The 12,455-nt window shown below is 67.0% G+C and carries 8 protein-coding genes and 1 pseudogene; 5 read left to right on the forward strand and 4 right to left on the reverse strand.

Annotated features, from left to right (window positions below; translation table 11 throughout):
* Positions 1-131 precede the first annotated feature (131 nt).
* Both P3G67_RS35245 and P3G67_RS35250 read left to right on the forward strand, forming a co-directional pair.
* The gene (locus P3G67_RS35245; protein ID WP_391858422.1) at positions 132-2,072 is read left to right on the forward strand and encodes an RICIN domain-containing protein; all 1,941 of its coding nucleotides are present in this window, start codon (positions 132-134) and stop codon (positions 2,070-2,072) included.
* A gap of 45 nt (positions 2,073-2,117) precedes the next feature.
* On the forward strand, positions 2,118-3,038 hold the full coding sequence (locus P3G67_RS35250; protein WP_276097155.1) for a glycoside hydrolase family 16 protein: 921 nt from the start codon (positions 2,118-2,120) through the stop codon (positions 3,036-3,038).
* Positions 3,039-3,188: 150 nt separating this feature from the next.
* Here the strand turns inward: P3G67_RS35250 and P3G67_RS36280 are convergent.
* Together P3G67_RS36280 and P3G67_RS35255 are read right to left on the reverse strand one after the other, a co-directional pair.
* Positions 3,189-3,626: pseudogene (locus tag P3G67_RS36280) on the reverse strand (GMC family oxidoreductase N-terminal domain-containing protein); the annotation flags it as partial.
* A 179-nt stretch (positions 3,627-3,805) separates the two neighbouring features.
* Complete coding sequence (locus P3G67_RS35255; protein WP_276097156.1) at positions 3,806-4,438, reverse strand: DUF4232 domain-containing protein; 633 nt, start codon at positions 4,436-4,438, stop codon at positions 3,806-3,808.
* A gap of 520 nt (positions 4,439-4,958) precedes the next feature.
* Here P3G67_RS35255 and P3G67_RS35260 point away from each other — a divergent pair.
* On the forward strand, positions 4,959-6,134 hold the full coding sequence (locus P3G67_RS35260) for an alpha/beta hydrolase (protein WP_276097157.1): 1,176 nt from the start codon (positions 4,959-4,961) through the stop codon (positions 6,132-6,134).
* 115 nt (positions 6,135-6,249) lie between these two features.
* The gene (locus tag P3G67_RS35265) at positions 6,250-7,491 is read left to right on the forward strand and encodes an IS256 family transposase (protein ID WP_276097161.1); all 1,242 of its coding nucleotides are present in this window, start codon (positions 6,250-6,252) and stop codon (positions 7,489-7,491) included.
* A 145-nt stretch (positions 7,492-7,636) separates the two neighbouring features.
* Here P3G67_RS35265 and P3G67_RS35270 read toward each other — a convergent pair whose 3' ends face one another.
* Both P3G67_RS35270 and P3G67_RS35275 read right to left on the reverse strand, forming a co-directional pair.
* A complete protein-coding gene (locus P3G67_RS35270) occupies positions 7,637-8,203 on the reverse strand; it encodes a nucleoside deaminase (RefSeq protein WP_276097162.1) in 567 nt (188 codons plus the stop codon).
* A gap of 315 nt (positions 8,204-8,518) precedes the next feature.
* Entirely contained in the window at positions 8,519-10,774 is a 2,256-nt protein-coding gene (locus tag P3G67_RS35275; RefSeq protein WP_276097158.1) for a collagenase, read from the reverse strand.
* 530 nt (positions 10,775-11,304) lie between these two features.
* Here P3G67_RS35275 and P3G67_RS35280 point away from each other — a divergent pair.
* Positions 11,305-12,213 carry an aldo/keto reductase gene (locus tag P3G67_RS35280; RefSeq protein WP_276097159.1) on the forward strand — a complete coding sequence of 303 codons (909 nt, stop codon included), beginning with the start codon at positions 11,305-11,307 and terminating at the stop codon, positions 12,211-12,213.
* The last annotated feature ends 242 nt before the right edge of the window (positions 12,214-12,455 follow it).

The following is a 12,455-nucleotide window of genomic DNA, read 5'->3' on the forward strand; positions in this document are numbered from 1 at the left end:
GGGGCTCCGGGCGGCCAAGTCCCTTGAGCCTTGCCAACGGCGCCCACATGACAGCCATACCCAGAGCCCCTGGGCCCTCCGATCTTACGAATGACCAGATCAGACCCATGCCTTGAAAGGTAGGACCCCCCATGTCACCCACCCCAGGCCCTCTTCCCCCTGCGCCATCCCGGGCCGTCTCCCCCCACCGCCGACGCGGCCCTGGTCGGCGCCACAGATGGATCGCCGGTCTCACCTCCGCGGCGCTGGCCGTAGCCGGATTCCTCATAGTCGGCCCCGGCACCGCGCACGCGGTGGGCGAACCAGTCAACGTATGGCTGACCACCACCGACGACTCCGGCGGCCGCCATGTGACGCGCGGTCTGGAGCAGCAGAGCCCCATCGCGTTCGCCCCCGGCACGGGCAGCACCGGTCAGACCGTGGACGTCAACGAGAACAGCCGCTACCAGCAGTTCACCGGAGGCGGCGCCTCGTTCACCGACACGGCCGCCTGGCTGATGAACAGCAGCGGCGCCCTGACCCCGTCGACCCGCGACGCGGTGATGGGGAAGCTGTTCGACCCGAAGGCCGGTATCGGGCTGGACTTCCTGCGCAACCCCATCGGCGCCTCGGACCTGGCCCGCAACGACTACACCTTCGACGACATGCCCGCCGGGCAGAGCGACCCGAATCTGGCGCACTTCTCCATCGCCCACGATCTGGCCGACGTGCTGCCGCTGACCAGGCAGGCCGAGCAGCTCAATCCGGATCTGAAGGTCCTGGGCACACCGTGGACCGCTCCGGCGTGGATGAAGGACAACGGAGCGATGGACCAGGGGTGGTTGCAGTCCCAGTACTACGCCGCCTACGCGCAGTACTTCGTCAAGTACATCCAGGCCTACCAGGCCCAGGGCGTGCACATCGACTATGTGACCCCGCAGAACGAGCCGACCTGCTGCTCCGGTTACCCCTCCATGCAGTGGAACGGCTCCGGGCTGCACTACTTCACCGGAACCGACCTGCTGCCCGCGCTGCACGCGGCGGGACTGTCGACCAAGGTCCTGGCCCTCGACTGGAACTGGGACACCTACGGCTCCTACGGCGCCCCGACCGTGGACGACGCCTCGATCCGCAACGACCCGCTGTTCGGTGGTGTGGCCTGGCACGGCTACGGCGGCGACGTCACCGAACAGACCACGGTGCACAACCAGTATCCGAACCTCGACGCCTACGACACCGAGCACTCCGGCGGCACCTGGATCGGCAACCAGCAGCAGGAGGACATGAACAACATCATCGACTACACCCGCAACTGGGGTAAGTCGGTGGTGAAGTGGTCGCTCGCCGTGGACCAGAACATGGGCCCGCACAACGGCGGTTGTGGCACCTGCACGGGGCTGATCACCGTACACAACGGCGATGTCCGCAGCGGTCAGGTGGACTACACGGTCGAGTACTACGACATGGGCCAGCTCACCAAGTTCGTACGGCCGGGCGCCTACCGGATCGACTCGACGGCCAACAGCGCCATTCCCAACGTGGCGTGGCTCAACCCGGACGGGTCGAAGGCCCTGATCGCCTACAACGGCGGCGGCTCGGACCAGCCGCTCACCGTCAACTGGGGTGGCCAGACCTTCACTTACATGCTGCCCGCGCACACTTCGGCCACGTTCACCTGGAACGGCGCGCAGAGCTCCGGCGGAAGCCCGACTGGAGCGATCAGCGGGTACGGCGGCAAGTGCGTGGACGTCGCGGGGGCCAACTCGGCCAACGGCGCGGCCGTTCAGCTCTACGACTGCAACCGCACCGCCGCGCAGACCTGGACCGTCGCCGCTGACGGCACCCTGCGCGCCCTGGGCAAGTGCCTGGACCTCACCTCCGGGGGAACGGCCAACGGCACCCAGGCCCAGCTCTACGACTGCAACGGCACCGGAGCACAGCTCTGGCGTTCGGGCTCCGGCGCAACGCTGGTCAATCCGCAGTCGAATCGCTGTCTCGACGCCACCGGTCCCAGCTCGGCCAACGGCACCCGGCTACAGATCTGGGACTGCACCGGAGCCGCCAACCAGCAGTGGAAACTCCCCTCGGCGTGATCGCTCCCTGATCCCCCCAACGACACATTCGACGAGGTGAACACGATGCCCTCAACCATCCCCCCACAACCCGCCCGTGCGCGTACCCGAATAGGGAACCGCCGGCGCACCCGCGCCGCCCTCGCCGCGGCCCTCCTGCTCACGGCGGGCTGGACGTTGGCGGCCACGGCTCCGGCCAACGGCAGCCCGGCTTCCCACCGGCCCGCCGCCGTCACCACCTTCTCCGACGACTTCAACGGCCCGGCGGGCAGGGCGGTCGACGGCGGCAAGTGGCGTTACGAGACCGGCGACAACGTCAACAACCACGAGCGGGAGTACTACACCTCCGGGACCAACAACGCCGCACTGGACGGCAACGGCCATCTGGTCATCACCGCCCGCAAGGAGAATCCGGCCGGTTACCGGTGCTGGTACGGCAGTTGTCAGTACACCTCGGCCCGGCTCTCCACCACGCAGACCTTCACCCAGGCGTACGGGCACTTCGAGACACGTATGAAGATCCCCCGCGGCCAGGGGATGTGGCCGGCGTTCTGGATGCTGGGCAGCGACATCGGCAAGGTGGGCTGGCCCGCCTGCGGCGAGATCGACGTCATGGAGAACGTCGGCTTCGAACCCGGCACGGTACACGGCACCCTGCACGGCCCCGGCTACTCGGGCTCCGGCGGTCTGGGCGCCGGCTACACCCTGCCCGGAGGGCAGGCGTTCGCGGACGGCTTCCACACCTTCGCCGTCGACTGGTCGCCGCGCGCCGTGACCTTCTCTGTCGACGGCCACGTCTACGAGACCCGCACCCCGGCCGACACCCACGGCAACAAGTGGGCCTTCGACCACCCCTTCTACCTCATCATGAACCTCGCCGTCGGCGGCTACTGGCCCGGTGACCCCAACGGCAGCACCCAGTTCCCGCAGTCGCTGGTCGTGGACTACGTCCACGTCACGACCAGCAACAGCGCGCTGCGTCACTGACCCGGCGGGTCGGTGGCTGACCGTCACACGGACGGCGCGGGGGCGGGAAGGGCGACGCGCCCAGCCCGCCCCGCTTCGTGACCGGGTCAGCCCACGATGCCGATCCACCGGAAGGCGGCGGGTGACTTGTCGTGGCCGCGTATGGATACGGCCCCCTGACACAGCCTCGACGCCGACCGCACGGTTGCCCTCGAACACGACCCGGGTGACCAGCGTCTGCGTGAGCACCGTCAGGTTGCGCTGTCGGCGCCGTGGACCGACGAGCGCGCGGTAGGGGGAGCGGCGCGTGCCGTCCTCGACGATCTCGTCCCGGACGGCGCAACCGCTGCCTCGCTCGGCGAGTTCCCCGTTCGGGCTGTCGTAACGATCGAGCCCGACCGACTCGGCTCCCGCGAGCATCGCCGAGAAGAACGGATGCAGCGGCTGGGCCGGCTGGACGTGCATCGGGCCAGCCGCGCCCCGCCGGTCGGGGTCGGGCTCGCCCCGCCAGGTCTCAAGCTCGCGGTAGACATCGAGGGTCGAGCGGTAGTCCCACCGCGGGTCCGCACAGCTCGCGGCGAAGTCCAGTCGCTCGCTCCACCGGTCGATGGATCGGTTCCGGCCGCCGGACGGATCAGCCGTCGAACGGCAAGCACCCGCCCGCTACGCCCACTCCCCCGCCGATCACCAGCCCGGAACACCTCACCCTCCCCGACGTGCCCAGACCCAACCGGCTCGGCGGCGCCGTTGGGCCCGCGGGATCACTCATGAGTGTGTCGGCCAGGTGGTTATTTGCCCGCACCGACCGGGTCGACCGTGATGGTGGGGGCCGAGTTGCTGTCGGCGGGAACGTTGATGCCCAGGGACATCGTGTGGGAATGGGTCTCGTTCGGCGGGGTGACCACGACGCTGGTGAACGTCACCCCACTGCCACCGGAGTTGTTCGGCGGGTAATGCAAAGTGAAGTTCGTGGACTGCCCAGCAGACAGCGTGACCGTGGGCGCCGCCATCTTGCTACGCCCGGCACTGACCGTCCCGTCCCGACCCTTGAGGTCCACACCAGGAAAGCCGTGCAGCGAACACGCCTTGGACCCGACGTTCTTCAAGTTGATCAGCACCTCACCCTCCGCCATACCTCCGGAGCTGCTGAACGACAGATTCGCCGTCCGGCAAGCCGCCCCCGCCGCCGAACCACCACCCGCGCCCGAACCACCACCAGCAGAGCCCTGAGAGCCCGAAGCAGTACCCGCCGTGGCACTGCCGCCCGACCCAGACCCAGTCGTCGCCTGCGAAGCACCAGAAGCACTGGAAGAAGAACCCGAAGCGGAGGGCGAATCGTCAGGACCACACGCGGTCAGCGTCATCCCCGCAGCGACGAGCACAACAGCCGACACACCCCAACGAACAGTCCTTGTACGCATGATGTCCCTCTTTCACTATCGATGTCGTTATCGCCCCGCCAACCAGCGGCAACGAGAGCGGCGATGAGCACAATCCCACCCCGAACACACACAACAACCCGCCGCAGCAACGACCTTGACATGCACACCCGCCCACGTCAGCGCCTGTTACAACCCCGTCGCACAACGCCATACACCTGACAACAATCAACACCGGACCATTGCCAACACCGCCAAACACACCACCGACACCCACCGGGACGCCAAACCCCATACCGGCCCCACCCACCCCACGACCAACGCGACCCCACACCACAACCCCGCCAACACCCACCGCAACCCCACTCAACGGCCGCACCACCCGCGCCCCAGCAGCAGCCAATCCGCCAGCTCTGCCTCGCCGAAAGCCTCATCCCATGTGAGCGCCCCGCGCCGACCCTCCGGGACGGCCCGTATCACCCTTTCGGCCCCCCTGGGGTGGTCCGAGTGTGAGCGCATCAGCAGTGTGGCTTGGGGACCGTCGAGCACAGGTGGAGGCGTCATGACGTCGTTGAGGGACCCGTCCATATCGCGCAGGACCCGATGTGCCGTCGCGGTAGCCCTCGCGGCGACCGCGAGTCTCAGCGCCTGCGGCAACCGCGCCGACCACTCGACACGCGCTGACCGGGTGGCGCATGTCGACACCGCCGTGGACAGAGCGGCAGCCTCCTACGTTCCCTGCGGAAAACCACCGGTGAAGCTGGAGAAGCCGGACCAGGACTTCCTCGACCAACTCGCGGCCGCCGACGGCACCCCCCTGTACAAGCTGTCCTACAAGGCCGCGCGAGATGTGCTCAACAAGGCGCAGTCCGGTCCCGTGGCGAAGCTCGCTGCTCGGATCAGCGACCGGACCGTCCCCGGCGGCCCGACCGGACCCGTGTCGATTCGCGTTGTCCGGCCCGCAGGAGCGACGGGCACGCTTCCGGGCGTGGTTTACGTTCACGGGGGCGGCTGGGTTCTCGGTAACGCGATGACACACGACCGCCTTGTCCGCGAGATCGCCAACGGAGCGCGCGCCGCCGTCGTGTTCGTCAACTACACACCGTCTCCCGAGGCGCACTTCCCCGTGCCCATCGAGCAGGAGTACGCCGTGGCGAAGTGGCTGGCCGCCAACGGCAACACCATCGGCGTCGACCCCACACGGCTGGCCGTCGTTGGCGACTCCGTGGGCGGCGACATGACCGCGGCCCTCACTCTCTTGGCAAAGCAGCGCGGCGGACCGCACTTCCGCCAACAGATCCTGCTCTACCCGGTGACCGACGCCAACTTCGACACCGCGTCCTACCACCGGTTCGCCGAGAACTGCTGGCTCACCCGGCCCGCGATGCAGTGGTTCTGGGACGCCTACGCCCCCAACCGTGCGGCCCGCAAGAGCCCTCTCGCCTCACCGCTGCAAGCCAGCCTCGCCCAGCTGCGTGGCCTGCCTCCCGCGCTTGTCATCACCGACTCCGACGTGCTGACCGACGAAGGCAACGCCTACGCGGCCAAACTGCGCCAGGCGGGAGTCCGGGTCACCACGACTCACTACCCGCAGATCACGCACGACTTCATGATGCTGAACGCCCTGGCCGGGACCCGGTCCAACAAGCAGGCGGTCGCGGAGACCAACGCCGCTCTCAGAGCAGCCTTGTACAAGGCGACACCGACCGGAGCCAGTGCTTCTGCCGGTACCCCCTGAGCCTCGATCCACCGACGCGAGCAGGGGGTCTGTACGGTCACTGGTGTAACTCCCGAGCTGGAAGCGACAGTTGATGACTGACGTGGTGAGTGACACCGAAGCCCAGGAGGTGCCCATGGACGAGGTCGTGGACGAGGCCTTGATTCAGCAGCTGATGGCCCGTGCGAAGGACGGCGGGATGAAGCTGGCTGGCGAGGGCGGTCTACTGCAGCAGCTGACCAAGAAGCTGCTGGAGTCTGCCTTGGAAGGCGAGATCACCGACCACCTGGGCCACGAGAACGGCGAGCGAGTCGAGGACGGGCGCAGGGAGAACTACCGCAACGGCCACCGAGGCAAGACTGTGACCACCGAGATCGGCACCGTCGAGATCGAGGTGCCCCGGGACCGGGCCGGCACCTTCGAACCGATGATGGTCAAGAAGCGTCAGAAGCGCCTTGCCGGTGTCGATGAGATGGTGCTGTCCCTGTCCGCGAAGGGTCTGACCCACGGCGAGATCTCCGCCCACCTGGCCGAGGTCTACGGGGCGAACGTCTCCAAGCAGACCATCTCCACCATCACCGACAGCGTGGTCGCGGGGATGACGGAATGGCAAAACCGGCCGCTCGACGCGGTTTACCCGGTCGTCTTCATCGACTGTGTGAACGTGAAGATCAGGGAGGGCCAGGTCGCTAACCGGCCCGTCTACATGGCCGTGGCGGTCACCGCCGAGGGCCACCGCGACATCCTCGGCCTGTGGGTCGGCGACGGGGGCGAGGGCGCGAAATATTGGCTCCAGGTGCTGACCGAGATCAAGAACCGCGGCGCCGCGGACGTGCTGATGCTGGTCTGCGACGGGTTGACGGGGTTGCCGGACGCCGTCAATGCGGTCTGGCCTGCGACGATCGTGCAAACCTGTGTCGTTCACCTGTTGCGCAACTCATTCAAGTACTGCGGGCGGCAGGACTGGGAGAAGATCGCGCGCGGACTGAAGCCGGTCTACACCGCGCCGACCGAAGAGGCCGCGCTGGAGCGGTTCGTGGAGTTCGCCGAGGTGTGGGGGAAGAAATACCCGGCGATCGTGCGGTTGTGGGAGTCGTCCTGGTCGGAGTTCGTGCCGTTCCTGCGGTTCGACGTGGAGATCCGCCGGATCGTGTGCACCACCAATGCCATCGAGTCGATCAACGCCCGCATCCGCAAGGCTGTGCGTGCCCGTGGGCACTTTCCGACGGAGCAGGCCGCGCTGAAGTGCGTGTATCTGGCGGTGATGAGCCTGGACCCGACCGGGACAGGACGGCGGCGCTGGGCGATCCGATGGAAGCCAGCGCTGCAGGCATTCGACATCACCTTCGACGGACGACTCTCGGCCGCCCGCCGCTAGAACCCGACAACCGAGTTACACCACTGGCTGGACACACCCAGCAGGCCCGATTCCCCGCTGTCTTCGGTGTCAGTGTCCGGGATGCGCGGGTCGGTGGGCGGGGGCGGCGAGTTGGTCTGCCCGAATTCGCCAGAGGAAGTGACCGTCAGTACGGATGGCGGTTCGGTCTTTCCCTCCACGCCTGGTAGGCCTGGGCACCCAGCTCCGGGTGCATCTGCTCGACGGTGATGCTCCGCTGGTCTGGCGGCCGTTGGAAGTCCTCGTACTGGAAGTTGTCGCTGAACCCGATCTCCTCGGTCGCTTTCCAGTCGCAGCTGTAGTAGACAGCGTCGATCCGAGCCCAGTAGATGGCGCTCATGCACATCGGACAGGGCACGCCGCTGGTGTAGATCGAGCAGCCCTGGAGCATGCGAGCACGCTGCGGCAGGATATCCGGCGACCCCTCGGGACGAGGCACCAACTCCAGTGTGTACTCGTTCTGATGCTCTTGGGAGACCGTGGGCGCCTCCGGGTTGAGGAACTGAATCGCCTTGCGGATGGCTTCCACTTCGCCATGCGCGGTAGGGTCCGCCGTGAGGAGCACGCGGTTCTGTCCGCGAGCGACGATCTCACCGGCGTGGGTGATCACTGCACCGAACGGGCCTCCCCAGCCGTTCTCGACGGATTCGGTGGCCAGTCGCGCCGCCGTGGCCAGGAATTCCCTGTGTCCCATCTCGATGCCTCCGATCGAACCCCGCTTTTGCGCCATATGCCCTTTCTACTACCCCAGGAAGCGTGAGTCCGCGTGCAACCCTGGCCCCCACGACGACAGCACGACCGTCGCAATCCCAGAAGATCCATCCGGTTGTGAAGACGACTACCCGCGCTGGCGGGATCGAACGAACGAGGTTGCCGCCGAATTCGACGGGTTCGAGGGCACGGGGCAGTACCCGCCGACCTCTGCCGAAGGAAGCGTTGGGGGGCGGTCCCGGACAGCGCCTCGCAACGCGGTGTGCGGTCCCCGGCCGGGGACCGCACACGGTCAGGATCAGTACTGTGTGGTCACGGTGACTCCGCTGAAGTCCGTGACAGCGTACAGACTGACGTACCGGTAGCCCGCTGCGGTGTTGCTGACGGTGATGCGTTGCGCCGTGCCGGAGGCGGTGGAGGAGGCGGTGTACGTGGTCGGCGTGGCCCAGGTGTCGGGGTCGTAGTACAGGGACGCGCTCCCGGTGCCGCCGTTCGTGGTGACCGTCAGCGTCGTCGTGCCGGCCGGCAGCCAGATGTAGAGGTAGTCCAGATTGCCCGCGCTGGCTGACTGGTTGTGCCGTGAGCAGTTCTGACCCATCGCCTGAGTGTTCTGGTCAGTGCAGGTCGGGAGGCTACCGCCGCCCGCGAGGGCGCTGAGCCAGGAGTTGAAGTCCGCGTCGTACCTCGCGCCGATGGTGTTGGTGTAGTAGTCGTACGCGCCGGTGTAGTCACCGTTCCGGAAGTACGTCAGGATCCTTTGTACGTCGTCCGGATGCTGTTCGACCATGTAACGGACCGCCAGGTAGCCCCAGGGGAAGACACGGTCGTCGTTGCTGTTGGCGTAGGTGGTCTGCCACAGGGTGCTCAGCGGGTAGGTGTGCTGTCCCGCGTCGGTCACCGCGTCGGTGTCGACAATGCCCCGGTAGCCGTAGGAGATGTAGCCGGAGATGCCCTCCACCCACCAGATGTTCGGCTCGGTCTCGATCTGGGCCCAGGTGCCCTTGGTGTCGTACCTGGCGTCCAGGAAGTGGGTGTACTCGTAGTTCAGGTTCCAGATGTTGTCCGTGTAGCCGTCCGGGCTGGGGTCCTGGTACAGGATCGAGTAGTCCTGGTTCCCCGCCGTCGAGGGGTCGCCATAGAGGGTGATCCCGCCGTTGTTGGTCTGCACTCCGTAGATCGCTCCGGCGTAGATGACGTAGTTCAGCTGGCTGGAGAACACCACTACGTTGTCGGTGGTGTTGTACTGGTTCGGGATGGGGCCGCTGTCCTTGACCACGCCCTGGAAGTAGGAGTCCTGGCCTGCCAGGTTGGAGCAGGCCGCGGTGAGGTCGGCCGGGCTCAGTGACTGCGAGAGGATGGTGATCTCGGAGTTGCAGTGATACGTGGTCGGCAGCGCGGCCGCGGTGAGTTGGGCCGTGAGGTTGCAGGTGCCGTAGTACGAACAGTTCGCGTTGTCGTAGGCGTTGCTCTGCTCGGCGACGGCGACCCAGAGTGCGGCGGTGGTGCCTGCGATGTGGGAGGCTTTCAGGAGGCCGAGCATCAGTGGTCGGACGGTCGCCTGAAGCGCCGGGAACTGGACGTACACGGCAAGGTCCTGGCCGGCGTCCGCGTCGAGGAAGGTGTTGGCGCCGCCGAGCAGGTTGGTGTGGTTGAGGGCGAACGAGTGCAGGGCGGTGAGGACGCTCGAATCACTGGTGACGGCCGCCACGAAGGCAGGGTTCCACTGGCCGCGCCACAGCGGGGTGTAGACGTCGTACACGACGCCGTCCATCGCGTAGAAGGCGTCCCACGAGCTGTTGTACGCGCCCAGGATCCGCTGGTAGGTGCTCAGGTAGTCCTGCTGGACGTTGGCGCTGTCGGTGAGGATGACGACTTCGCCCAACACGTTGCCGTTCGCCGTGGACACGTCCCGGGAGTGGGCCGCGGCGAAGAAGGCACTGAGGCCGCCGACGACCGCACTGGTCAGACCCGCATCGTAGGAGCCCACGTCGGCGGAGTCGTTGTACTGCACGTAGTACCCGGCACGTAGGTAGATGACGAGTTGCCAGATACCAGCGGTGTCGTCGCCGGTGTACCCCCCGGACAGGCGTTGGAAGGCCTGCGCCACCGGGATCATCTGGGACTCCTGGAAGACGCCGTGCGCGTCACTTCCGGTGATCGAGAACAGGCTGTTGATGCAGTCGGTGGTCGAGGACTCGATGTAGGAGGCCAGGGCCGTACCGGTGCGGCTGCTGAAGTCCGCGGCAGTGCAGGGCTGCGTCGCGGCCTGGGCGGGCGAGAAGTGAGTGTGCTTCGGTGAGGACTGTGCGGAGCTTCGGGCCAGGAGGGGGCGGGGCGGCGGGATCCGCCCCGGCGAAACCCGCCCGTGCTGGACGGCGCTGGCGTTCGTACCGGCGGGAGAGGCGCCGGTGGGCGCGGGTGAAGCCGAGGTCAGGGCGTTGTGAACGGGGTGACTGCCGACGGTGCTGGCACCGTGGCCCGGCGCGGCAGCCGCGAGCGCCGGGCCGGTGCCGAGGCAGAGCGCGACGGCGGCGGCCATGAGGCTCGCTGCCATCCTTCCGAGCGCTCGCCCTGGTCGGGTAAGTATCATGACGTTCCTTCACAGGCGTGGGGGCCAGTGGGACGGTACGGTGGGGTGCGCCAGGCAAGGTCTCACCCAACGGGAACCGCCACAACGCCCGCAGACACAACAGTGCGCCCGCTCCGGCCACAACATCGCCTGGCCGCGAACTGCGCTGGCCGTCCGCAGCCCCTCCCGCGGCACACTCAAGCTCGCTCGCGGCGACGAGACTGGGTGTGCCGACTACTCGTCCGGCCCACCCTCCGAAGGCAGTTGGGCCCTGGCCGCAGCAGCACAGGCCGATCCACACCTTCAAACGGCCAACGCTGCCGCCACGTTCCCACTCCAGATGTGACTTTCACCGACTCACCTGGGCCTTCTCAACGACGTGCCCTGGACGCCATGATGCGTCTCTCCGCAAGAGCGATCAGACAGCCGCCGCCGCAGGCGATCGGGCTAGCTCCCCCCCTGCACACCGAACGGCCTTGTCGCACCTCCGATGAGCGACCGAGGAGACCACCAACTTGTCCAAGGACAACACGCCCGTCAACGCATCGGCCGCAGGCACCTGGAGGCTCGGCGATCTGAGCGTGAACCGAATGGGCCTCGGAGCCATGCGCCTCACCGGCAGCGCCGCATTCGACTACAGCGCACCGAGCGACCGCAGCACGTCTATCAGGGTCCTGCGCCGAGCGATTGAGCTGGGCGTCAACCACATCGACACCGCTGCCTTCTACTTCTCCCGGCTCCGCTCGGCCAATGAACTGATCAATACGGCCCTGTCGCCGTACCCCGAAGACCTGGTCATCGTGACCAAGGTCGGCCCCGGACGTGACCCCTCGGGTCAGTGGTACTCGGCCACGCCTGAGCAACTCCGCGGCCAGGTGGAAGAGAACCTACGCCAACTCGGCCGAGACCACCTCGACGTGGTGAACCTACGCAGGATGTCCCAGCCGTCGATCGCCGAGCACTTCGGCGCGCTGGCCGAGCTCCGCGATGCCGGGCTGATTCGGCATCTGGGAGTCTCCAATGTCACCGCGGACCAGTTGGCACAGGCCCAAGCCATCGCACCCGTGGTGTGTGTGCAGAACCAGTTCAACCTCGACGTGCAAGCCCACAATGAAGTACTGCGACGCTGCGGCGAGCAGGGCATCGCTTTCGTGCCCTACTTCGCGATCGCCGGAGAGGGGCGCGAAAGAGGTGCAGCCGCCAGGGAACGCGACGGCGAGCGTGTCCTGGCTGTCGCCAAGGCCCACGGCGCATCAGCGGCCCAGGTCCGACTGGCGTGGACGCTGCAACAGGGCCCACACGTGCTGGCCATCCCAGGAACCGGCAACCCCGAACACCTGGAAGCCAATATCGCTGCCGGCGCCCTCCGACTTACAGACGACGACATGGCTCTGCTCAACTCGCGTCTTGTCGGCGGCAGCTGAGGTTTGCCGGAAGGCGAGAGTATGCGGATCTGCGCCGGTCACGGCAGAGCAACCCTCAACGCAGTGCTTACGGAAGCTCACCGACTGTGATCACATGCTGCGCCTGGGCCGGTGAGGCTTCCTAATGTTGTTGTCAAGCCGCCTCGGTGACGGGTGGTGCAACGCGGTAGCACCGTCGGTCACGGATCAGTGCCCAGATGACGTTCACGCGGCGGCGCGCGAGGGCGAGTACCGCTTGGACG

The sequence above is a fragment of the Streptomyces silvisoli genome (assembly GCF_029269905.1).
Lineage (GTDB): Bacteria > Actinomycetota > Actinomycetes > Streptomycetales > Streptomycetaceae > Streptantibioticus_A > Streptantibioticus_A silvisoli_A.